Source organism: Segatella copri, from assembly GCF_003465495.1.
Taxonomy (GTDB): Bacteria; Bacteroidota; Bacteroidia; order Bacteroidales; family Bacteroidaceae; genus Prevotella; species Prevotella copri_G.
This window is the reverse complement of the sequence record NZ_QSAV01000007.1, coordinates 80661-103475: the sequence shown is the minus strand read 5'-3', so window position 1 is coordinate 103475 and position 22815 is coordinate 80661. Positions and strand designations below refer to the sequence as shown.

Sequence of the window (22815 nt, the reverse complement as noted above, 5' to 3'; positions counted from 1 at the left end):
TATATTATATATATAATAAGCTTCTAAATTAAGATAAAAGTGAAGGGTCAGAGAAAAACTGAGGAACTGAGTTCTGAGGAACTGAGGGAGATTTCTTATGCCATTTTGTATCTTTCTATTTTATTGTAAACAAAGTATTTAAGTGCGCAACTCTATGTTTTCCTCTCTGAAAAAGTATGAGTCGCGGGGCGCAAAACGGCGAGTTAGATTGTTTAACAGGTTTCGGATTGAAAGTGTGCTGAAAATCGCGCCTTATCACACGCTGAAATTTGGTGGCATCGGGAAATTGCAGTATCTTTGCATCGTCGTTCGAAGAAAGGCTGCACTCGACAAAGCGTAACCCACAAAGTTAACAATTTATTAACCCTTTAAAAATTTAAGATTATGGAAGTAAAAGGAACATTGAAATATCGTAAAGTACAGCGCACACCTCAGACTGGTGAAAACGCAGGTAAGAAGAAGTGGTATGCGGCTGCGGTAACTGACCGCGAAGTGGACTTCGAGGGATTCGTATCGCATATCTCTGACCACGGATCTCCTTACTCTCGTGGTACTATCCACGGTGTGCTGATGGATGCACTCGACCATCTGCAGGAGCTGATTCTCGACGGCAAGAGCGTGCGTCTCTCTGACCTCGGATTGTTCTCCATCGGTATGAGCTCCAAGGCGGAGGACACCAAGGAGAAGGTGACAGCTGCCAGCGTGGAGGGCGTGCACCTGATTGTGAGAAACACGAAGAGCTGGAGCAATACTGAGCTGCGCAAGAAGTGCAAGATTCAGGAGTACGGCGGCTATATCGGCACCGACGGAGAGGGCACCACAGGCGGTGGTACTACCGGTGGCGGCACTGAACAGGGCGGCGGTACAACTGGCGGCGGTACGCAGGGCGGCGGCGACGGGCTTGAATAAAGCCCTCGCCTGAGGGCGGCAAGTAGAAAGCTAGCGTATCCCCCTCGCCAAGTTAATATTAACATATAACACTTAACATTAAAAATAATAATAAAGATGATGAAAGCAAATACCTGGAAAACGATTTTGCAGATTGCAATCTCCTTCCTCACAGCCATCGCTACTACGCTCGGAGTTACCAGCTGTAGCGTGTAAAAAAAAAGATGTTTTTAAATTCTGATTCGACATAGCAAAGCCCCCGGTGCATCACGCATCGGGGGCTTTTTTTACTTTTTTACCTTTAAAAGCCTTTTTCCTTAAAAACTCCTTAAACTTTGCTTCTCTCTGCAATATTTTTAGTAACTTTGCACCCAAAAGTTAGTATAGAATATGAAAATAGGAATTATTGTTGCGATGGACAAGGAGTTCGCGCAACTCAAAACATTATTGACCGAATCGCAGGTTGAGAGAAAAAACTATAAGGACTTCGTTATCGGAAAAATAGGCAACAACGAGGTGGTGATGCAGCAATGCGGCATCGGTAAGGTGAACAGTACCATAGGTGCCGTAGAAATGATTGACAACTATCACCCTGACCTCGTCATCTCTTCAGGCGTGGCTGGAGGCGCTGATATCAACCTCAACGTGACTGAGGTGGTGGTGGCAACCAACTGCGTTTACCACGATGCCTACTGCGGCGAGGAATGCGAATTCGGACAGATTCTAGGCATGCCTGCTTTCTTCAAAACACCTAAGGAATATGTGGAGAAGGCACTCGCCATCAACAACCTGCCGGGCAACAGGCACCCGAAGATCCACGCCGGACAGATTGTGAGCGGCGAATGGTTTGTAGACAGCAAGGAGAAGATGCGCTCTATCCTGGAACACTTCCCTCAGGCGATGGCGGTGGATATGGAGAGCTGCTCTATCGCCCAGACCTGCCACATCTACAAGACGCCTTTCATCTCCTTCCGCATCATCAGCGATGTACCGCTGAAAGATACCAAGGCACAGCAGTATTTCGACTTCTGGGCTAAAATGGCTGAAGGCTCTTTCAATGTTACCAAGGCTTTCCTCGAAAGTCTGTAAACTGTAAATTATTAATTATCAAGATGAATAAGATTCCAAGTTTTACAATCAATCACAATAAGCTGCTCCGCGGCATCTACGTGAGCCGTAAGGACGAAGTAGGCGGAGAAGTCATCACAACATTCGATATCCGCATGAAGGTGCCTAACCAGGAGCCTTGTCTGCACAACGGTGCCATCCATACCATCGAACACCTGGCTGCCACCTATCTGCGCAACGACGAGGAGTGGAAGGACCGCATCATCTACTGGGGACCGATGGGATGCCTCACGGGCAACTATCTCCTTATCAAGGGCGATCTGGAGAGCAAGGACATCGTGGAACTGATGAAGCGCACCTTTAAGTTTATCGCCGATTTCGAGGGTGAGATTCCGGGACAGGCGGCAAAGGACTGCGGCAACTACCTGCTCCACGACCTGCCTATGGCGAAATATGAAGCCAGAAAATATCTGGATGAGGTGCTCTGCTGCATCAGGGAAGAAAACCTCATCTACCCTACCCAGGATTAGAAACAAAAAATATGGCAAGCTTACCACTTAAGCTTGCCATATTTTTCTTTATACCAAAGTTGCCAGCCATTGACCAGATTCTGCCATACTACATAGGCACCCGGTGCTACGGCAGCAAGAGGATTCAGGAAGGTGAGGGTGAGCCAGATGCCCACTACCGTATTCTTCTGTCCCAACGCCTGACCGGCACTGATACTCGCACCGAAATGCCTGCCTACCGCCTTGCCGATGGCAAACTGGAGGAGACATACCAGCAGCGGTACAAAGAGCAGCAGAAGCATCGTTACGCCCGATACCTCGGCATGGAGCATGTTGCGAACCGTTTCGCCCATCAGTATCGTGAGGTTGAAACACCACATATAAAAGCCTAAATCCTTTACATTCTTCACCTTATCCACCCATTTTGGCAGGAACCTGCGGCTCAGCAAGGCAAGCAGCAGAGGCACCACCAGCACGGTAGTGACATTGCGGAACACCATCGCACTCATCATGAGGAACGATACGTCTGCCCCTTTCTCTACCATCGGGAAAAGACTCGGAATGATGACCATCGTAAAAATGTTGGCGATGACCGTATAAGTGGTCAGCGAACCGATACTGCCGCCCAACTTCTCCGTAACCACAGCCACGGCGGCTGCCGTAGGACAGATGAAGCAGATGAAGGCACCCTCGAGAATCAGTTTGGTGCTGTAATCGGAGCCGAACTCAAAGATAAGCACCACCATCATCAATGACAGCGAGGTACGGATGAGCTGGAGGATGAAATGCCACGCCTTAGGCTTCATCTCCTTGATTTCTATCTTACAGAAAGTAACATAGAGCAGGGAGAACAGCACTACCGGCATCAGACTTACCAACCTCGGACCACAATAATCGCCAATGGGCACCAGGAAGGGCACATTGGCGAATATCAGGTAGCCCAATGCTCCCATAACCAGGGAGCAGGGCAATGAAAACTTTCTAAAAAATCTCCACAAAAACATTTCTGCTTAGTCTTTGTTGCTGCGCTTGCGCTTCAGGTGATCGAGCTCAATCTTGCGCATACGCATGTTCTTTGGAGTTACCTCTACGTACTCGTCCTCACGGATATACTCCAGGCACTCCTCAAGACTCATCACGGTCTTAGGAATGACGCGAGCCTTATCGTCAGAACCGGAAGCACGTACGTTGGTAAGCTGCTTAGCCTTGGTTACGTTGACTACCAGGTCGTTGTCGTGAACATGCTCACCTACAACCTCGCCTCCGTAAACCTCCTCACCCGGGTCGATGAAGAACTTACCACGATCCTGCAGCTTATCGATAGCGTAAGCAAAGGCAGTACCGGTTTCGAGCGCAATCATGCTACCGTTAGAACGGCGGCTGATTTCACCCTTGTATGGCTGATACTCCTTGAAGCGGTGAGCCATGATAGCCTCGCCCTGAGAAGCGGTAAGCACGTTGGTACGCAGACCGATGATACCACGTGAAGGGATATCGAACTCGATGTCTACACGCTCGCCCATGTTCAGCATAGAGGTCATATCACCCTTGCGGCGGGTTACCATATCAATCATCTTAGAAGCAAACTCCTCTGGTACGTTGATGGTCAACTCCTCTACAGGCTCGCACTTCACACCGTCAATCTCCTTATAGATAACCTGAGGCTGACCTACCTGGAGCTCATAGCCCTCGCGGCGCATGGTCTCGATGAGTACAGAGAGATGGAGCACACCACGGCCTGATACAATCCACTTATCGGTAGAATCCTCGTAAGGCTGTACGCGGAGAGCGAGGTTCTTCTCGAGCTCCTTGTTCAAGCGCTCCTGGATGTGGCGTGATGTACAGAACTTGCCTTCCTTACCGAAGAATGGTGAATCGTTGATGGTGAAGAGCATGCTCATGGTAGGCTCATCGACAGCGATTGGAGGCAGTGGCTCAGGATTCTCGAAATCGCAGATGGTATCACCAATCTCGAACTTCTCCAAGCCGATAACGGCACAGATATCGCCTGAATCTACATGATCGGTCTTCTTGTGGCCCATACCCTCGAAGGTGTGGAGCTCCTTGATCTTGGTCTTCTCCTGGGTTCCGTCGCGGTGGCAGATGGTAACATTCATTCCATCCTTCAATGTACCGCGGTGTACACGACCTACGGCGATACGACCAGTATAAGAGCTGTAATCGAGTGATGTGATAAGGAGCTGTGGAGTACCCTCGAGCTGCTTAGGAGCTGGGATAACCTCAATAATCTTATCGAGCAGATAATCGATATTGTCTGTTGGATGATTATAGTCCTCGCCCATCCAGCCGTTCTTGGCAGAACCGTAAACTACTGAGAAGTCGAGCTGCTCTTCTGTAGCATCGAGGTCGCACATCAGGTCGAATACCATCTCGTACACCTCTTCAGGGCGACAGTTAGGCTTATCTACCTTATTAACAACGACGATAGGCTTCAGTCCGAGCTGCAATGCCTTCTGGAGCACGAAACGGGTCTGAGGCATCGGACCCTCGAAAGCATCTACGAGGAGGAGGCATCCGTCTGCCATGTTGAGCACGCGCTCAACCTCACCACCGAAGTCAGAGTGTCCAGGAGTATCGAGGATATTAATCTTAGTACCTTTCCAATTGATAGATACATTCTTTGAGAGAATGGTGATACCACGCTCGCGCTCCAAGTCGTTGGAATCGAGCACTTCGCCGCTGTTATCCTGGCCGTCGCGGAACAGCTTACCGGCGAGCATCATCTTGTCGACCAATGTAGTCTTACCATGGTCAACGTGTGCAATAACTGCAATGTTTCTAATGTCTTGCATTTTAATTTTTACCTTAAATACTTAAATTTGGGTGCAAAATTACAAAAAAATCCCGAAATGTTTGCATAATTCGGCAAAAAGTTGTATCTTTGCACCGCATTTTTAATGAAACCACCGTGAGGAAGGTCATCAGATGCACAAAATTAAACATATTCATATTTTATTAAATTAAGTTTTTACAGCTATGTATTTAGACAAAGCAAAAAAAGAAGAGATCTTTAGCAAGTACGGAAAGTCTAACTCTGATACTGGTTCAGCTGAGAGCCAGATAGCATTGTTCTCATACCGTATTGCTCATTTGACGGAACATGTTAAGAAGAACCGTAAAGATTATACTACAACACGTGCGTTGACACAGCTTGTAGGAAAGCGTCGTGCATTGCTCGATTACTTGTATGATCGCGACATCAATCGCTATCGTGCTATCATCAAGGCCCTCGGTCTTCGTAAGTAATCAGCTTAGGCAGACACATTGCTTAACAGAACAGAATCCCATCGTTCGCAAGAGCGGTGGGATTTTTCTTGCATAAAAAAAAAGAATATGATTCATTTCTTAGAACAGCACTTTGTAGAACTTGTAACCACAAACCAGCATCATCTATCTGACGCTGGCAACCATCCTGTTGCTCTACCAAAAACTCCTAGCCCGTTTTTGCATACTTACTAAATTTAAATTACCTGAGTATCTCCTTCAGCGGTTTCATCACGAATTCACGCTCCTCCATCAACGGATGAGGAACCTTGAAATCGGGCTCATCTATCACCAAGTCATCTATCATCAGGATATCAATGTCAATGATGCGGTCATGGTATTCGCTATCCACCGACTTCATGGTACGCCCCATTTCGCGCTCTATGCGCTGCGTAGCCTCCAGCACCTGGCGCGGGGCCATCGTGGTGAGAACCAGCACACAGGCATTGATATAGTCGTTGGGAGATGAATAGCCCCAAGGCTTGGTTTCGTAAAGAGCAGACTGGCGCTCTACCACACCAATCTGCTCTCCTATCTTTTCTATTACCTCGCGAATGTTGCGCTTTCGGTTGCCCAAATTCGTACCGAGACTTAAATATACCTGATACATACTTATTCACACTTTCATAAAATTGTGGATAACTAAGCTAAAACCTAGAATATCAACAACTTCTATGTGTATAAAAACTGTTTATACTACTGTTTAATCTGGAAGCATCAACAATGAATCACCATAGCAGCCAAACATATAGCCATTCTTCACAGCCATCTTGTATGCCTCGTAAACCAACTCGTAACCGCCAAAGGCTGCAGTACTCATCATCAGGGTTGACTCCGGATGATAGAAATTGACTACGGCACAGTCAGCAAGACCAAAATCGTATGGAGGGAAGATGAACTTGTTGGTCCATCCATCGAAAGCCTTCATCATACCATCGGTGCCTACAGCCGTTTCTGTTGCCTTCATCACACTGGTACCGATAGCACAGACGCGATGGCCGGCAAGTTTGGTCTTGTTAACCAGATCACATGCCTCCTGGCTGATCATCATCTGCTCTGAATCCATCTTGTGCTTGGTAAGGTCCTCCACCTCAATATCGTGGAAGTTGCCCAGACCGCAATGCAGGGTGATATAAGCCTCGTTGATACCGTTGATCTCCATACGCTTCATCAGCTCGCGTGAGAAGTGAAGACCGGTAGCAGGTGCAGTAACAGCACCCTCTACCTCAGCGAAAACACATTGGAAATCGTCCATATCATCCTCTGTAGCGTGATGATCCTCACGTGCATCGATAACGTAGCGAGGAAGCGGAGCCTCGCCCAGAGCGAAGAGCGAACGCTTGAAGACATCATGATTGCCATCCTCATCATAGAGGAAACGGAGGGTACGTCCACGGCTGGTGGTATTGTCGATAACCTCGGCAACCATCTCGTTGACATCATCGAAGAAAAGCTTGTTGCCGATACGGATCTTGCGGGCAGGCTCTACCAATACGTCCCAAAGGCGCATCTCAGGATTGAGCTCACGGAGCAGGAACACCTCAATCTTGGCATCGGTCTTCTCCTTGGTACCATAAAGACGGGCTGGGAAAACCTTGGTATTGTTGAAGATGAAGGTATCGCCCTCTTCGAAGTAATTCACGATATCCTTGAACTGCAGGAATACTGGATTGCCATCGGCATCAACCATATCCTTGCCGTTTTCATCTTTCTTGTACATCTCGATGGTTTCTGACTTCTTGTGGAGAACCATGAGTCGGGACTCATCGCGGCGAGTAATCTCGAATGTACGTTCACCACTAGCCGTTTTTACCACGTGCTTTGCCTTATGTGGATAAAGTGCCACCTGATCTTTTGGCAACTTAAAGTTAAATTGTGATAGCTTCATGTTATATTTTTTATTACTTGGATGGCTGAAGGCTGTCTTCGAGAGGCTGCTCATCAAGCCATTCCTGGAAATGATCAAAACTGATGCAGTTTTCTACTGCGAAACTTCCTGCCTTGGTACGGCGGAGGGCGGTAAGGTAGGCGCCACTATCGAGAGCCCTGCCGATATCACGGGCGAGGGAGCGGATGTAAGTGCCTTTGCCGCAAACCACACGGATACTGGCGGCCTTCTCCTCATCGTTATAATCGGTGAGTTCTATCTCGTCTACACGCACGGTCTTCGGCTTGAGCTGAACCTCTTCGCCTGCCCGGCGCAAGGCATAAGAGCGGTCGCCATTCACCTTTACGGCACTGTAGGTAGGCGGAACCTGCTGAATCTCGCCCACAAACTGCTTAAGCGTTTCCTCCACCAGCTGGCGGGTGATATGCTTCGTAGGATAGGTGTGATTCACGCTGTGTTCCTTATCGTAGCTGGCGGTAGTAGCACCAAGCTGCAGGGTAGCTGTATACTCCTTAGTATGGGTCTGCAGCTGTTCTATCTGCTTGGTACATTTACCGGTGCAGAGCACCAGCACGCCAGTGGCAAGGGGATCGAGCGTACCGGCATGTCCTATCTTCACCTTAAAACCGAGCTTCTTGCTGAGCAGATAGCGAACATGTGCCAGGGCTCCGAAACTCGACATGCGATAAGGCTTGTCGATGGCAATAATTTCTCCTTTTCTGAAATCCATAGTGTATGTTTAGTCAACCATCTGCATATCTACACCGCAAAGGCCGCAGATGATAATGATAAGTCCTACTACGATACGGTACCAGCCGAAAGCTGCAAAACCGTACTTGGTGACATAATTGATGAAAAACTTGATGGCGAGAATGGCAACGATGAATGCCACCACTGAGCCTAATATCAATGTGAACAGGTTGTTGCCCTGGGTGAGCAATGAGCCGCCGCCATGGCTGATGAGCTTATAAACCTCGAGACAGGTGGCGCCAAACATGGTTGGCACTGCCAGGAAGAATGAGAACTCGGCTGCTGCCTTGCGGGTAAGACGCTGGGACATACCACCCACGATGGTTGACATGGAGCGCGATACACCAGGAATCATCGCTATACACTGGATGAAACCGATAATCAGGGCACGCTTGTAAGTAAGCTTGGTCTGTTCGCTGCCTTTATTGAATATCTTATCGCAGAAGAGCATGAAAATACCGCCGATGACAAGCATCCAGCCCACCAGTTGTACATTGCCAAGGTTTGACTCGATGAAATCATTGAAGGCAAGACCCAATACCACGGCAGGCACGGTACCTACAAGCAGACGGGCATAGAAATCGAACATCGCCTTCCAATAGGTCTTCTCACCGGTCTTCACAGCCTCTGGATAGAAGAATCTCTTCCAATACAGACAGATGACAGAAAGGATGGCGCCAAACTGGATGATGACAGTAAAGGCGTTGACAAACTTATCCTGGATATCTACACCCAGCAAATTTTCTACTATAATCATGTGACCCGTACTGGATACAGGCAAGAACTCGGTCAGTCCCTCTACGATAGAGATAATGATAGTCTGAATAAAATCCATCTAATAATAATATGTATATTAATTATAAATTATTCATTGTCTTTCGGTTTGTGAATCACCGCATAGATGATTGAAAGGAAACCTATCAATGTTACAGTTGGTGCTACAACGATGCGACGGGTACTGAAAATATCAGTATCGAAGGTATGCTCGTTAGAACCGGCGCCACTCATCAGCAGAAAACCGATGATGATAATCGCCATTCCGATGCCTAACAAGATAAAGTTCATCTTGTCGAATGCTAAATTCTTCTTATCCATTATTTTTAATGTTTAATGTGTAATGTTTAATGTTTAATAAAGCAAGAGAATTCTTCACTCTTCCCTTATATTTTATACAAGTCTCCCGCCTTCATCTTCAGGAACTTATTGACTGAGATGCAGGCGCAGAAGGCGGTGATGATGATACCGAAGAGGAAGACGGAGCCGCCGGTGATGGCAAGTTCCTGCCAGCCCAAAACATTCATCAGTTCCGGTTCGTGGAGCGACCATACATAGAGACAACCGCCCAGAAAACCATCTGCCAGCAGGGCTGAAACAACACCCACAAGCACAGCCTTGCGCAAGAACGGACGGCGGATAAAGCCCCAGGATGCACCTACCAACTTCATCGTATGGATGGAGAAACGGCGGGCATAGATGCCCAGACGCACCGTATTGTTAATCAGCGAGAACGAGATGAAGGTGAGCAGGGCTGCTACAATCAGTAATCCGATACTGATCTTTGCCAACGAATTGTTCACCTGTTCTATCAGGTCGTGCTGATAAGTAACCTCGGTAACACGCGGATATGCCTTCAGTTCCTTGGCAATCCACTTCAATGAATCATTGTTCGCGTAATCTGCCTTCGTCGTAATCTCTATGGAAGGCTGGAAAGGGTTGACACCGGCAAACTCGCTCGGGTTGGTACCCAAATCGCGGGTAGCTTCTTTCAGTGCCTCTTCCTTGGTGATATAAGTCAGCGTATTGACATAAGGTCTTGCATTCAGGCGTTTACACATCTGCAATCCCTCCGGGTTAGTCATATCCTGTTCGAGCATCACCTGTACCACGAGATTCTCCTTCACATAGGAAGATAGATTACGTCCCATGAGGACAGAGAAGATAACTAATCCCAACAAAATGAGCACCATAGCGGTACTGATACACAAAGTAATGACCTGCAATCCACGATGATTGCTAGGCTTATATTGTTTCTTTCTCATTTTTAAAAATCTTTACTAACTTAAAACCAAAAGGGCACAATGACCCAAATTGTCTGCAAAGATACGCATAAACGAAGAAATTACAAAATAAAATAGCATTTATTTACATTTATTCAATTAATTAATCGAACCACAGGCAAAAGTTAAGTTCAATTGAAAAAGGAAAAGGGCCAACCTCACGGCCAGCCCTTCACATACTAAGTAAAATTCAAATAGGTATGACTTGAATTTACTAATTTACAAATACAATATTAGGGATGAAAAAATCCCAACATCTACACAATCTTTACATCTTAGTGATGACACCCTTCTCTGAACTCTCCAGGAACTGGATGATGTTCTGAATCTCCGGTCCATCTGGCACCTGATCCTTGATCTGGTTAATGGCATCGAAGAGGGATGTCTGACCATGGAATACCAGTCGGTAGGCATTAGCAATATGCTTGCGAACCTTCTCGGTAAGCTCAGCTGCTTCCATGATGATGGTGTTAGGACCTGCATACTTCACAGGCTTTCCACCGGCAATGATATAAGGAGGAATATCCTTAGAGAAGGTAGTACCTGCCTGAATCATCGCCAAGTCGCCTACTCTAGTCTTGGCGTTCTCTACTACAGATGTTGAGTAGATGACACCGTTACCAATCACACAGTCGCCCGCAATCTTGGTACCATAACCGAATACGCAACCGTTGCCGATTACGGTATCGTGAGAGACATGGGCACCTTCCATCAGGAAGTTGTTGTTGCCCAGAACGGTCTTGCCACCCTTATGGGTACCACGGTTGATAACCACGTTCTCACGGATGGTATTGTTATCGCCGATGACTACCTCACTCTCCTCACCTGTAAAGTGGAAGTCCTGTGGGAGCGCAGCGATAACGGCTGCCTGGAACACCTTATTATTATTACCCATGCGAGTACCGTTCATGATGCTCACGAATGGATAGATGGTACAGTTGTCGCCGATGACCACATCGTCCTCAATATAGGCGAATGGATATATCTTGCAGTTGTCTCCAATCTTAGCCTTTGGAGAAACCTCTGCCTTTGGACTTATTATACTAGCCATAACTATAAACTATTAATTATTAACTATAAACTACTTAGCTCCTCCACCCAATGCATAGTAGAGATTTACTACTGCCTGCATCTTGTAGAAGTCATCAGCTACCTTAGAAAGCTGTACGTTGAGGAGTGAAGACTGTGCCTGGATGATTTCAAGGTAAGAGCTGCCTGCAATACCCATCAATTCCTTGGTAGATTCTACATTCTTCTCGAGTACTTCTATTCGCTTCTGCTCTATCTTGCTCTTCTCATCAGAGTAGTTGTAGAGAACAAGCGCATTGCTCACCTCGCTACCAGCCTTCAGCACGGTATTCTGCCAGGTGTTGTAAGCCTGCTCATACTGCATCTTAGCCACCTTTAAACCGGCAATGATACGGCCGTTCTGGAAAATTGGCTGGGTAAGAGAACCTACAGCTGAGAGCAACCACTTACCTGGGTTCACGATGCCCATACCACCTGAATTGGTGAAGGCACCTGTACCGGAAATGGTGATAGATGGATAGAACTTGCTGCGGGCGGTCTCTACACCATAGAAGCACTGGGCAAGATTCATCTCGGCTGCGTGGACATCAGCACGGTTGTTGAGCAACTGGATGCCTACACCGGTTGAGAAATTAGAAGGAAGACTCTGGTTATCCAACTTGCCACGGGCGATGCTATGTGCCTGGTCGCCGATGAGCAGACTCAGAGAGTTCTCTGTCTCACGAATCTGGCGCAACAGATCGGTCTTCTGGGTCAACACAGAATAGTAGTTAGACTCAGCTGACTGGATGGCTGGTGTACGGTAACCCAATCTGAGATCGTGCATCTTCTGCATAGTCTCCCAAGTATCCTTGGTCAATCCTTCCATATTGTTAACCAACTCCACCTGCTTGTCGAGCATCAACAGAGTATAATACATGTTGGCGATGTTGGCGATGAGGTTGGTCTTGACAGATACCTGATAATCCTGCAACTGGAGCAGCGCCATCTGGGCACTGCGCTTCTGAGAGAGCAGGTTGCCGAAGAGGTCTACCATCCAGCTGGCTGTAACAGGCATCGTGTAAGTCTTGGTGGCAGCCTGACCATCCCAGGAAGCGATGGTTCCCTGAGGAGTGAAAGCCAGAGAAGGCACGAATGCCAACTTGGCACACTTCAGCTGCTCTTCTGCTATCTTCACGTTCAAAGCCGCATTGAGGAGGTTGACATTGTTGTTCAATCCCTTCTCAATGATTGACTGGAGCTGAGGATCGGTAAAGACACTGCGCCAAGGGATATTGGCGAAGGTAGTAGTATCCTTTACAGCCAATGTATCTGTATCAGAAGCTACATCGCGAACGATACCGCTGGTCTTCACATCCGGACGCTCATACTTTCCGTAGAGTGTCTTGCAGCTGCTCAGGGAGAGCGCTGCGAGACCCAATATGATGATATTTAAATTCTTTTTCATTGTTTCCTTTGAAGTTACATTGCGTTATTACTTCTTCTCGATACCCTTCATTTCGTGAGCGGCGTTGGCATACTGCTCCAATTCGGCAGCTACCTCCTCGTTCATCTCGTCCTCGAACTTCATTGGGGTCAACTTCTCCTGCAACCACTGGAAGACTGCAAAGAGAGCAGGAACCACGAAGATCTGACAGATAGTACCGATCAACATACCACCTACGGCGGCAGCACCCAAGGTCTGGTTACCATTCTTACCTACACCTGATGCGAACATCAGAGGCAACAGACCGATAACCATCGCCAGAGAGGTCATCAGGATAGGACGGAGACGGGCACCGGCACCCAGGATAGCTGAGTACTTGATAGCCATACCCGTACGACGACGCTCGAGGGCAAACTGTACGATAAGGATGGCGTTCTTAGCCAACAGACCAATCAACATAATCAACGAAATCTGCATGTAGATATCGTTAGAGTGACCGAAGAGGTTGGTGAAGATGAACGCACCTGCCAAACCGAATGGGATAGACAGCACTACAGACAATGGCAAGATGTAACTCTCGTACTGGGCACTCAAGATCAGGTAAACGAATACGATACAGAGTGCAAAGATCAAACCTGTAGAGTTGCTGGACTCAGCCTCAGAACGGGTCAAACCAGAGTACTCATAGCCGTAACCCTCTGGCAATGTCTCCTTAGCAACCTCAGCAATCGCCTTCATACCGTCACCGGTAGAGTAACCGCTGTTAGGAGTTACAGATACATCCATAGAGGTAAACAGGTTGAATCGGGTGATGTTTGCTGGACCATAAACCTTCTTCAAGTTCACGAACTCGCTTACAGGAGACATGGTGCCATCAGCACAACGCACATAAATCTTGCTCAGATCGTCTGGACGCATACGACTCTCAGGACCAGCCTGAATCATCACACGGTAGAGCTTACCATAAGCATTGAAGTTAGATGCGTAGAGACCACCGAGATAACCCTGCATCACAGCCAATACAGAAGATGGAGAGATACCTGCCTGCTTGGTCTTGGCAACATCTACATCCACCATATACTGAGGATAGTTAGGGTTATACTGAGTCTGAGCGGTCTGAATCTCAGGGCGCTTGTTCAACTCTGCCAGGAACTTCTTCACATTATCAAAGAACTTGTTCAAGTCGCCACCAGTCTTATCCTGCATGGTCATGGTAATACCATTCTGCATAGAGAAACCGGAAATCATAGGTGGAGCAAAGGCAAGAACCTGTGCATCCTTGATCGTAGCAGTCTGCTTGTAGATCATACCCAATACAGAAGTATATTCCATTGGGTTGACAAACAGCGCCTCGATACCGCCACCTGTACAAGCCTCCTTGATACGGTGGAAGAATCCACCCGGACGCTCCTCGAATGGCTTCAGCTTCACGATGATGGTACCCTGGTTAGAACCGGCACCACCGATAAAGCTATAACCCATGATGGCATTACGGGTTGCGATGGCTGGGTTGCTAGCCAGCATCTTATCCACCTGCTTAACCACCTCGGAAGTACGTTCCTGAGAGGTACCAGGAGCTGTAGAGATACAAGCGAAGATAGTACCGGTATCCTCATCAGGCACCAGACCCGTCTTGGTAGTACCCATCAGGGCAACCAGACCTACGATGCTGACAGCCACGAGGCTACCAGCGATGACGCCATGGTTGATAACCCACTTGACACCACCCTTATACTTATTGGTAATCTTATCAAACTGATAGTTGAATCCTGCGTGGAAACGGTCGATGAAAGACATCTTCTTCTCGTGACCCTCCTCGTGTGGCTTCAGCAACACGGCACAGAGTGCAGGAGACAAAGTCAACGCATTGATAGCCGAAATAACGATAGATACCGCCATGGTTACACCGAACTCACGGTAGAAGTAACCGGAAGTACCACCGATGAATGATACAGGAACGAACACGGCAGACATCACCAATGTAATAGAGATGATGGCGCTGGAAATTTCGTTCATCGCATCGATAGATGCAGTAAGAGCACTCTTGTAACCCTGGTCGAGCTTGGCGTGAACCGCCTCGACCACCACAATGGCATCATCGACCACAATCGCAATCGCCAGCAAGAGGGCGGACAGCGTAAGCAGGTTGATGGAGAATCCGAAGATCCAGAGGAAGAGGAACGTACCGACCAGAGCCACAGGTACGGCAATCATAGGAATCAGCGTAGAACGGAAGTCCTGCAAGAAGATATACACTACGATAAACACCAGTACCAGGGTGATGATCAAGGTGAAGATAACCTCCTCGATAGATGCGAACAAGAACTCAGTAACATCCATCAGGATGACATTCTTCAACCCTGGAGGATAGCTCTTCTCCAGTTCATCAAGCGTTTTCTTCACGTCGCTTGCAATCTGGGTAGCGTTGGAACCGGCAATCTGCTGAACCATACCCATCACGGCAGGCTGACCATCATTGAGCAGGTTTACGTTATACTGCAAACCACCCAACTCAACCTTGGCAATTTCGCCTAGACGGAGAGTCTGACCGGAAGTATTGCTCTTGATGAGGATGTTCTCATACTCCAATGGAGTCTTCAAACGACCCTTGTAACGCAAGGTATATTCATACTGCATATCAGAGCTCTCACCAAAGCTACCAGGGGCAGCCTCGATATTCTGCTCTGCCAAAGCCTGAGAAACATCAGAAGGAACCAGTCCGAACTCCTTCATCTTCTCTGGCTTCAACCAGATACGCATAGAGTAGTTACGGGTAGAAGGGCTCTGTACATCACCCACACCACTGATACGCTTCAACTGAGGAATGACGTTGATCAGGGCGTAGTTGGTAACAAACTGGTCGTCGTAACGTCCATCGTCTGTAGTCAGAGCGAACATGATAACGTTGGAACTTTGTCGCTTGGTTACGGTGACACCCACCCTGGTAACCTCGGCAGGCAACAGAGACTGCGCCTGAGATACACGGTTCTGTACGTTGACCGCAGCCATATCAGGGTCAGAACCCTGCTTGAAGTAAACGGTGATCTGAGCAAAACCAGAGTTAGACGCGGAAGAGGTCATATAAGTCATGTTCTCCACACCGTTGATACTCTCCTCCAGCGGAGCAACGACTGAGTTCAACACCGTCTGGGCATCTGCACCCGTATAGGTAGCAGTTACCGTGATGGTAGGCGGCGCGATATTCGGATACTGCTCGATAGGCAGCGATACCAAGCCGATAATACCCAGCAAGACGAAGAAGATGGAAACCACCGTCGAAAGTACCGGGCGCTTTATAAAGTTTGTAAATGACATAATTTACTATTTTTCTTTATACCTTATTATATATTACTTCTTTCCGCCCATAGCAGTAGCGAAGGCATGAGCGTTATCCTGAGACTCAGCCAACTTGGCAGCCTCAGCAATCTTCTGATTGTAACGCTCCAGAGTGATAGGCTTGATCTGCTGACCATCGGTCAACTTGGTGATACCCTTCAATACGATGCGGTCGCCTACATGGAGACCAGAAGTTACGATATAGTTCTTGCCATCATCCTGTGGATTTACCTTGATCTCAGAATACTTCACCTTGTTATCCTTGGTTACGATGTAAACGAAAATCTTATCCTGAACCTGAGAACAAGCCTCCTGAGGGATGACGATAGCGCTGTTATGATCGTTAGGAACCACGATAGAACCTGCACCACCACTCTTCAGCAACTTCTCTGGGTTAGCGAAGTGAGCGATGAGAGAGATAGAACCAGAAGTAGCATCGATGACACCACTCATCTTGACTACCTTACCTGGATGATTATAGATAGAACCGTCTGCCAACTGCAACTTAACAGCTGGGAACGCAGCGATAGCAGCCTGAACGCTACCATTGGTCTTAGACATGCTCAAGATCTGAGACTCAGAGAGTGAGAAGAACACCTCCATGGTGCTGATGTTGGAAACTGTAGTCAAAGCCTGACCAGAAGCGCTGACCAAAGCACCAACCTTAAAAGGAAGGCTACCTACAACACCGGCAGAAGGGCTGGTAACGGTACACCAAGTCAACTGCTCGCGGGCTGAAGCCAATGCTGCCTCTGCCTGAGCTACCTGAGCCTTAGCTGTTGCATAGCTGTTAGCTGCTGTAGAGAGTTCAAATTCACCGATAATCTTGCTATCATACAATTTCTTATTGTTCTGATAGGTCAACTTGGCTGTATTAGCCTGTGCCTTAGCTGTATTTACAGCAGCAGCTGCAGAACGGACAGCAGCCTGATAGGTCTCGCTATCAATAGAGAACAAAGCCTGACCTGCTGATACAGTCTGTCCCTCGTGTACAAAAACCTTAGTGATAAAACCAGAAACCTTAGGACGTACCTCTACATCCTGGATACCCTTGATGGTAGCAGGATAGGTAGTCTGCAATGCGGCGCTGGAAGTACCGATAGTAGCCACAGCGAACTCATCATCGCTGAAGTCAGGCAGACCGCCCTTCTTACTTCCACCACATGATGTCAACGCAGCAAGAACACAAACTGCTGCAACAAACAAAACGCTTTTAATTTTCATACCTATTTTTATATTATAATTTATTATTTAATCTTTTATCTTCTCTTATTCAAAAGTTCTTTCCGTCCTCTAACGAAAACTTTTATGCGCCTTTAAGTTTTAAAAGCGCTGCAAAAGTACTAATAATAAATGAATAACGGCTCGCTAGGAGCCGTTATTTAACAAAAATTATTCTCTATTTTGAGTTTTCTGCATTTACCAATCCCATCTCCTGAGCCTTCTTCATCAGAAGTTCCATCAACGGTTCACGCTCATTAGCCACCTTATTATCCAATACAGCATCCTTGAGATACTGCTTCAGGGTGCCTACCTCGCGGCAAGGGGTAAGATGGAACATCTCCATAATCTCATTACCATCGATGCATGGCTGGAGAAGTCGCTTATAATCACGTTCCTGCAGATCAACCAGTTTCTCGCGCACCATCTTGAAATTATCCAGAAAACGCTGCTTGCGCACCTGGTTCTTGCTGGTAATATCAGCCTCGCAGAGCGTCATCAGGTCGTTGATGTCATCGCCGGCATCATTCAGCAGGCGGCGTACGGCACTGTCGGTAACCTCCTCATCAGCAATCACAATCGGACGCATGTGGAGTTCTACCAGCTTCTGCACATACTTCATCTTCGCATCCATCGGAAGTTTCATACGGCGGAAGATACCCGGAATCATCTTTGCACCTATTATATTATGACTGTGGAATGTCCAGCCGATATTGTTGTCCCAGCGCTTGCTCTTCGGTTTACCGATGTCGTGGAAGAGAGCAGCCCAGCGGAGCCAGAGGTTATCTGAATGCTTGCACACATTCTCGAGCACCTCCATCGTATGGTCGTAATTATTCTTATGTGCCCTGCCGTTACGGGTTTCCACCTTGTCCATCGCAACCAGTTCTGGCAGAATGAGATCGAGCAGACCGGTATCTTTCAGGTAATAGAAACCGCTGCTTGGGTGCTTAGAGAGCATAATCTTGTTCATCTCGTCGCAGATTCGCTCAGCACTGATAATCTTCAGGCGCTCGGCATTGCGGGAGAGCGCATCATAGGTCTCCTCCTCTATCTGGAAATTGAGTTGGGTAGCGAAACGCACGCAACGCATCATACGCAGCGGGTCATCAGAAAAAGTGATATCCGGGTCGAGCGGAGTGGCAATAATGCCATCTTCCATATCGTAGACACCATCAAAAGGATCTACGAGTTCTCCAAAACGGTCTTTGTTCAGGCAGATAGCCATCGCATTGATGGTGAAGTCGCGGCGGTTCTGGTCATCCTTCAGCGTTCCATCTTCCACAATAGGCTTTCTGGAATCGCGCTGATAGCTCTCCTTACGGGCGCCGACAAACTCCACTTCTGTATCCTGATATTTCACTTGTGCAGTTCCGAAATTACGGAACACAGAGAGATGCGCCTTTCTTCCGAGCATCTTCTTCAAGGCAGAAGCTACCTCTATACCGCTACCAACCACAACGACATCAATATCATTGGAAGGTCGCTCCAGGAAGAGGTCACGCACATATCCACCTACTACATAACACTCCACAGACAGCCCATCTGCTGCCTCTGAAATCTTATGAAATATATCCTTATCCAGTATCTGTGCCAGTTCGGCATTGGTCAAATTTCTCATACTCTTTTTACTTTCGGGGTGCAAAGTTACTGCAAATCGAAGACAATACAAAATAAAAAAAGATTTTTTTTGTTTTAATTGTTGAGATGCCGCGTAACTTATCAAAAGTTACTGCAATTTAAGCGAAAAACAAAATAATTATTTGGCTATTTCATAATAAATGCGTAAATTTGCACCGAATTTCGAAATTATTATGGCAGATTTATTGAAAACAGAACAGCAGTTTAAGGATGTCATGAGTGAATGCAGGACATTATTTGAGAAGAAGCTTCATGATTATGGAGCCTCTTGGAGAATCTTGCGCCCTTCTTCTCTGACAGACCAGCTCTATATCAAGGCGAAGCGCATCCGCTCGCTCGAAATCAAGAAAGAATCTCTGGTTGGCGAAGGTATCCGTCCGGAGTTCATTGCCCTTATCAATTATGGTATCATAGGACTCATCCAGCTCGAAAAGCCTTTCGTGGATGAGGTGGATATGACACCCGAAGAGGCTATGAAACTATACGACCTCCATGCAAAGGAGGCACTGGAACTGATGCTCAGGAAGAACCATGACTATGATGAAGCATGGCGCTCAATGAGAGTCAGCAGTTATACAGACTTCATCCTGACCAAGATTCAGCGCGTAAAGGAAATTGAAGACATCGCAGGCGCTACCCTCGTTTCTGAAGGTATTGATGCCAACTATATGGACATCATCAACTATGCCGTCTTCGGTGCCATCAAAATGAGCGAGAAGTAAAAATATAAATGATGAAGAATAAGGCAACTCACATATTAACAAAGATAGCGGTCAATATCGGGCGACTGCTGATGGCAATAACCTTCATTTTCTCAGGATTTGTGAAGGGAATTGACCCATTAGGCACGCAATACAAGATAACCGACTATCTGGAGGCGCTGCACATCGACTGGATGTTCCCTTCATGGAGCACCCTGGTGATGTCGGTATTACTAGCCACTGCAGAGTTTGCCATCGGTATCTTCCTCCTCTTCGCCATCCGACGGAGACTGATGAGCAAGATCACCCTTGCCGTGATGAGCGTGATGACGCTGATTACCCTGTGGATCGTTATCGCAGACCCAGTAAAGGATTGCGGATGCTTCGGTGATGCCGTAGTGCTCACCAATATGGAGACATTCATCAAGAACATCATCCTCCTGATATTCGCCGTCCTGCTTTGGAGAAAGCCGCTGGAGATGCAGAGACTCATCTCGAGACAGACCCAGTGGGTGGTGATCAACTACACCTTCCTCTTCTCCATCGTGATGAGTATCTGGAGTCTGTGGTATCTTCCGCAATTCGACTTCCGGCCTTATCATATAGGTGTCAACATCGCCAAGGGCATGGAGATTCCGAAGGGAGCCAAGCAACCCAAGTTTGATACCACCTTCATCCTGGAGAAGAACGGAGAACGGAAGGAGTTTACGATAGACAACTATCCAGACTCCACCTGGACTTTCATCGACAGCAAGACGGTTCAGACCGAAGAAGGTTACGTACCTCCAATCCACGACTTCAGCATAGCTGATGCCAAGACGGGAGAAGACATCACCCAAGAAGTGATTCACGATAAAGGCTACACCTTCCTCCTGGTTTCGCCACATCTTGAATTTGCCGATGACAGCAACTTCGGCAATATCGATGAGATTTACGAATATGCCAACGACCATGGCTACCGTTTTCTCTGCCTCACAGCAAGTACGGAGAAAGCCATCAAGCACTGGCAGGACATAACAGGAGCAGAATATCCCTTCTATGTCACAGACGAGACTACGCTGAAGACGGTAATCCGCAGCAACCCAGGTCTTCTTCTGCTGAAGAACGGAACCATCATCCAGAAATGGAGCCACAACGATTTGCCTGACATGGCAGAAATCGGCGACAAGCCACTGGAGAAGACCGAGATAGGCAAGATGCCGGAAGTAAGTGCCGCCAAGAAGATAGCCGGCATCATCTCCTGGTTCATCATTCCACTGGTACTCCTCACCATTGCCGACCGGCTCTGGGCTTGGGGCGCCTGGATCAGAAAGAAAGAGAATTCGAACAGAATATTATCAACTTTTAAAAAGAAAAGAAAAATGAGAAAGAAAATTGTAGCAGGTAACTGGAAAATGAACATGAACCTGCAGGACGGTGTTGCTCTCGCTAAGGAGATCAACGAGGCATTGGTAGCTGACAAACCAAACTGTGACGTAATCATCTGTACTCCATTCATCCACTTGGCTTCTGTAGCTCAGGTTTTGGATTCAAAGGTAGTAGGTCTCGGTGCTGAGAACTGCGCAGACAAGGCTAAGGGTGCTTTCACAGGTGAGGTTTCAGCTGAGATGGTAAAGAGCACAGGTGCTCAGTATGTTATCCTCGGTCACTCAGAGCGTCGTCAGTACTATGGCGAGACTGCAGAGATCTTGAAGGAGAAGGTAGAGTTGGCTTTGGCTAACGGTTTGAAGGTTATCTTCTGCTGCGGTGAGACTCTCGAGGAGCGTGAGGCTGAGAAGCAGAACGAGGTAGTAAAGGCTGAGTTGGAAGGTTCAGTATTCCACTTGAGCGCTGACGCTTGGAAGAACATCATCCTTGCTTACGAGCCAATCTGGGCTATCGGTACAGGTAAGACTGCTACTTCTGACCAGGCTGAAGAGATGTTGGCATACATCCGCTCTATCGTAGCAGAGAAGTATGGCAACGAGGCTGCTGAGGATACATCAATCCTCTACGGTGGTAGCTGCAAGGCTAGCAACGCTCCTGAGCTCTTCGCTAAGCCAAACATCGACGGTGGTTTGATCGGTGGTGCTTCTTTGAAGGCTGCTGATTTCAAGGGTATCATCGACGCTTGGAAGAAGTAATCTCATAAGGATATTACATTTCCCGAAGGGATGCCTTCTTCGTGAAGCGCATCCCTTCATTCTTCATTACACCTTATTATATATAGAGATCCAAGAATAAGGTGCTGTTTTAAAACAAGACGACAAACATAAAAGGAATAGTCATGAAACAATTCGTCACATTATTGATTATGATCCTCTGCTCAACATTCACAGCTAATGCGCAGAACTACCTGGACCATCTCAAAAAGAAGGAACCGGGAAAGGGTGTTGTAACCGTGAACCAAAGTAAGGCGATTGATGAACTGGTAAACGGCAAACAAGTGATTCCACAAGACGACAAGACTAAGACTACCCCACAGAAAAAAGAAAAAGAGCCTGAAACTCAGCACAAGCAGGGTCCTGATTCCCTGAAGAAGACTGAGCCACAGCATCATGAGGCAAACCGAGAGAATGCCCACGTGAACAATGCCCAAAAGGCAGAGAACAAAAAAGAAGAAACAGAGACACCTGTAGTGGATATGCGCAAGAAAGTGATGCGCAAGAGCTATAAGGTTACAGGATATAGAGTACAGGCTTTCGCTGGCGGCAATTCGCGTAACGACCGCCTGAAAGCAGAACAGACTGGCAATCAGCTGAAAGTTCATTTCCCTGAGCAGCCGGTTTATGTTCATTTCTACTCTCCAAGATGGATTTGCCGAATGGGCAACTTCCGCAGTTTAGCTGAAGCCCAGAAGATGCTTGCCAAGGTTCGCTCCCTGGGATACAGACAGGCATGCCTTGTAAAGGGACAGATTACCGTGCAGTATTAAATTAAAGTGAAAAGTGAATAGTGAAGAAACAACGTTCGGCGGCCGAAGGGAAAGCCAATTCAACAGCTTTACTATTCATAAAGTTCAAAGTTCAAAATTCAA

The 22815-nt window shown here is 47.3% G+C and carries 21 protein-coding genes; 8 read left to right on the top strand and 13 right to left on the bottom strand.

Annotation, left to right across the window (positions count from 1 at the left end):
* Nucleotides 1–384 precede the first annotated feature (384 nt).
* The 4 genes from DWV53_RS03500 (at nt 385) to DWV53_RS03490 (ending at nt 2486) form a co-directional block, all read left to right on the top strand.
* Nucleotides 385–909: an HU family DNA-binding protein gene (locus tag DWV53_RS03500; protein ID WP_118151662.1), complete on the top strand. Its 525-nt coding sequence runs from the start codon at nt 385–387 to the stop codon at nt 907–909.
* Nucleotides 910–1005: 96 nt separating this feature from the next.
* Nucleotides 1006–1104, top strand: a complete 99-nt coding sequence (locus DWV53_RS15615; RefSeq protein ID WP_228112395.1) for a smalltalk protein — start codon at nt 1006–1008, stop codon at nt 1102–1104.
* Nucleotides 1105–1278: 174 nt separating this feature from the next.
* Entirely contained in the window at nt 1279–1977 is a 699-nt protein-coding gene (locus DWV53_RS03495; protein ID WP_118151660.1) for a 5'-methylthioadenosine/adenosylhomocysteine nucleosidase, read from the top strand.
* Between the two features lie 23 nt (nt 1978–2000).
* Nucleotides 2001–2486 carry an S-ribosylhomocysteine lyase gene (locus DWV53_RS03490; protein ID WP_117587516.1) on the top strand — a complete coding sequence of 162 codons (486 nt, stop codon included), beginning with the start codon at nt 2001–2003 and terminating at the stop codon, nt 2484–2486.
* Nucleotides 2487–2506: 20 nt separating this feature from the next.
* Here DWV53_RS03490 and DWV53_RS03485 read toward each other — a convergent pair whose 3' ends face one another.
* A complete protein-coding gene (locus DWV53_RS03485) occupies nt 2507–3469 on the bottom strand; it encodes a transporter (RefSeq protein WP_117695512.1) in 963 nt (320 codons plus the stop codon).
* 6 nt (nt 3470–3475) lie between these two features.
* Entirely contained in the window at nt 3476–5278 is a 1803-nt protein-coding gene (gene typA, locus DWV53_RS03480; RefSeq protein WP_117695513.1) for a translational GTPase TypA, read from the bottom strand.
* Nucleotides 5279–5462: 184 nt separating this feature from the next.
* Between typA and rpsO the strand changes: the two genes are divergently transcribed.
* A complete protein-coding gene (rpsO, locus tag DWV53_RS03475; protein WP_022122065.1) occupies nt 5463–5732 on the top strand; it encodes a 30S ribosomal protein S15 in 270 nt (89 codons plus the stop codon).
* Between the two features lie 220 nt (nt 5733–5952).
* Here rpsO and folK read toward each other — a convergent pair whose 3' ends face one another.
* The 11 genes from folK to DWV53_RS03420 form a co-directional block, all read right to left on the bottom strand.
* On the bottom strand, nt 5953–6360 hold the full coding sequence (gene folK / locus DWV53_RS03470) for a 2-amino-4-hydroxy-6-hydroxymethyldihydropteridine diphosphokinase (RefSeq protein ID WP_117587514.1): 408 nt from the start codon (nt 6358–6360) through the stop codon (nt 5953–5955).
* 93 nt (nt 6361–6453) lie between these two features.
* On the bottom strand, nt 6454–7638 hold the full coding sequence (gene queA / locus DWV53_RS03465) for a tRNA preQ1(34) S-adenosylmethionine ribosyltransferase-isomerase QueA (protein ID WP_117587517.1): 1185 nt from the start codon (nt 7636–7638) through the stop codon (nt 6454–6456).
* 13 nt (nt 7639–7651) lie between these two features.
* Nucleotides 7652–8368 carry a tRNA pseudouridine(55) synthase TruB gene (gene truB, locus DWV53_RS03460; protein ID WP_118151658.1) on the bottom strand — a complete coding sequence of 239 codons (717 nt, stop codon included), beginning with the start codon at nt 8366–8368 and terminating at the stop codon, nt 7652–7654.
* A gap of 9 nt (nt 8369–8377) precedes the next feature.
* On the bottom strand, nt 8378–9223 hold the full coding sequence (locus tag DWV53_RS03455) for an undecaprenyl-diphosphate phosphatase (protein WP_118151656.1): 846 nt from the start codon (nt 9221–9223) through the stop codon (nt 8378–8380).
* Between the two features lie 29 nt (nt 9224–9252).
* On the bottom strand, nt 9253–9483 hold the full coding sequence (locus tag DWV53_RS03450; RefSeq protein WP_006849068.1) for a DUF3098 domain-containing protein: 231 nt from the start codon (nt 9481–9483) through the stop codon (nt 9253–9255).
* A gap of 65 nt (nt 9484–9548) precedes the next feature.
* The gene (locus tag DWV53_RS03445; protein ID WP_118151654.1) at nt 9549–10427 is read right to left on the bottom strand and encodes a cell division protein FtsX; all 879 of its coding nucleotides are present in this window, start codon (nt 10425–10427) and stop codon (nt 9549–9551) included.
* A 286-nt stretch (nt 10428–10713) separates the two neighbouring features.
* Nucleotides 10714–11496 (bottom strand): acyl-ACP--UDP-N-acetylglucosamine O-acyltransferase, encoded by a 783-nt coding sequence (gene lpxA / locus DWV53_RS03440; RefSeq protein WP_118151652.1) that lies wholly within the window; start codon nt 11494–11496, stop codon nt 10714–10716.
* A gap of 30 nt (nt 11497–11526) precedes the next feature.
* Nucleotides 11527–12921, bottom strand: a complete 1395-nt coding sequence (locus DWV53_RS03435; RefSeq protein WP_022122072.1) for an efflux transporter outer membrane subunit — start codon at nt 12919–12921, stop codon at nt 11527–11529.
* Nucleotides 12922–12948: 27 nt separating this feature from the next.
* Nucleotides 12949–16215 carry an efflux RND transporter permease subunit gene (locus DWV53_RS03430; protein WP_118151650.1) on the bottom strand — a complete coding sequence of 1089 codons (3267 nt, stop codon included), beginning with the start codon at nt 16213–16215 and terminating at the stop codon, nt 12949–12951.
* 33 nt (nt 16216–16248) lie between these two features.
* Nucleotides 16249–17460: an efflux RND transporter periplasmic adaptor subunit gene (locus DWV53_RS03425; RefSeq protein WP_118151648.1), complete on the bottom strand. Its 1212-nt coding sequence runs from the start codon at nt 17458–17460 to the stop codon at nt 16249–16251.
* 175 nt (nt 17461–17635) lie between these two features.
* Nucleotides 17636–19078, bottom strand: coding sequence for a CCA tRNA nucleotidyltransferase (locus tag DWV53_RS03420; RefSeq protein ID WP_118151646.1), 1443 nt, complete (start codon nt 19076–19078; stop codon nt 17636–17638).
* 193 nt (nt 19079–19271) lie between these two features.
* Here DWV53_RS03420 and DWV53_RS03415 point away from each other — a divergent pair, with 193 nt between their 5' ends.
* From DWV53_RS03415 to DWV53_RS03405, 3 genes are all read left to right on the top strand, one after another.
* Nucleotides 19272–19820, top strand: a complete 549-nt coding sequence (locus DWV53_RS03415) for a DUF1599 domain-containing protein (protein WP_228112588.1) — start codon at nt 19272–19274, stop codon at nt 19818–19820.
* 8 nt (nt 19821–19828) lie between these two features.
* Nucleotides 19829–21922, top strand: a complete 2094-nt coding sequence (locus tag DWV53_RS03410) for a BT_3928 family protein (protein WP_118151644.1) — start codon at nt 19829–19831, stop codon at nt 21920–21922.
* Nucleotides 21923–22065: 143 nt separating this feature from the next.
* Nucleotides 22066–22713, top strand: a complete 648-nt coding sequence (locus DWV53_RS03405; RefSeq protein ID WP_117727316.1) for an SPOR domain-containing protein — start codon at nt 22066–22068, stop codon at nt 22711–22713.
* The last annotated feature ends 102 nt before the right edge of the window (nt 22714–22815 follow it).

Bases quoted from the DNA above. Each gene is read 5' to 3' on its own strand.
- DWV53_RS03445 (WP_118151654.1), bottom strand. From the start codon at position 10,427: ATGAGAAAGAAACAATATAAGCCTAGCAATCATCGTGGATTGCAGGTC.
- queA (WP_117587517.1), bottom strand. From the start codon at position 7,638: ATGAAGCTATCACAATTTAACTTTAAGTTGCCAAAAGATCAGGTGGCA.
- truB (WP_118151658.1), bottom strand. From the start codon at position 8,368: ATGGATTTCAGAAAAGGAGAAATTATTGCCATCGACAAGCCTTATCGC.
- DWV53_RS03450 (WP_006849068.1), bottom strand. From the start codon at position 9,483: ATGGATAAGAAGAATTTAGCATTCGACAAGATGAACTTTATCTTGTTA.
- DWV53_RS03500 (WP_118151662.1), top strand. From the start codon at position 385: ATGGAAGTAAAAGGAACATTGAAATATCGTAAAGTACAGCGCACACCT.
- folK (WP_117587514.1), bottom strand. From the start codon at position 6,360: ATGTATCAGGTATATTTAAGTCTCGGTACGAATTTGGGCAACCGAAAG.
- DWV53_RS15615 (WP_228112395.1), top strand. From the start codon at position 1,006: ATGATGAAAGCAAATACCTGGAAAACGATTTTGCAGATTGCAATCTCC.
- DWV53_RS03485 (WP_117695512.1), bottom strand. From the start codon at position 3,469: ATGTTTTTGTGGAGATTTTTTAGAAAGTTTTCATTGCCCTGCTCCCTG.
- rpsO (WP_022122065.1), top strand. From the start codon at position 5,463: ATGTATTTAGACAAAGCAAAAAAAGAAGAGATCTTTAGCAAGTACGGA.
- DWV53_RS03435 (WP_022122072.1), bottom strand. From the start codon at position 12,921: ATGAAAAAGAATTTAAATATCATCATATTGGGTCTCGCAGCGCTCTCC.
- DWV53_RS03420 (WP_118151646.1), bottom strand. From the start codon at position 19,078: ATGAGAAATTTGACCAATGCCGAACTGGCACAGATACTGGATAAGGAT.
- DWV53_RS03425 (WP_118151648.1), bottom strand. From the start codon at position 17,460: ATGAAAATTAAAAGCGTTTTGTTTGTTGCAGCAGTTTGTGTTCTTGCT.
- DWV53_RS03415 (WP_228112588.1), top strand. From the start codon at position 19,272: ATGGCAGATTTATTGAAAACAGAACAGCAGTTTAAGGATGTCATGAGT.
- DWV53_RS03495 (WP_118151660.1), top strand. From the start codon at position 1,279: ATGAAAATAGGAATTATTGTTGCGATGGACAAGGAGTTCGCGCAACTC.
- DWV53_RS03410 (WP_118151644.1), top strand. From the start codon at position 19,829: ATGATGAAGAATAAGGCAACTCACATATTAACAAAGATAGCGGTCAAT.
- lpxA (WP_118151652.1), bottom strand. From the start codon at position 11,496: ATGGCTAGTATAATAAGTCCAAAGGCAGAGGTTTCTCCAAAGGCTAAG.
- DWV53_RS03405 (WP_117727316.1), top strand. From the start codon at position 22,066: ATGAAACAATTCGTCACATTATTGATTATGATCCTCTGCTCAACATTC.
- typA (WP_117695513.1), bottom strand. From the start codon at position 5,278: ATGCAAGACATTAGAAACATTGCAGTTATTGCACACGTTGACCATGGT.
- DWV53_RS03490 (WP_117587516.1), top strand. From the start codon at position 2,001: ATGAATAAGATTCCAAGTTTTACAATCAATCACAATAAGCTGCTCCGC.
- DWV53_RS03430 (WP_118151650.1), bottom strand. From the start codon at position 16,215: ATGTCATTTACAAACTTTATAAAGCGCCCGGTACTTTCGACGGTGGTT.
- DWV53_RS03455 (WP_118151656.1), bottom strand. From the start codon at position 9,223: ATGGATTTTATTCAGACTATCATTATCTCTATCGTAGAGGGACTGACC.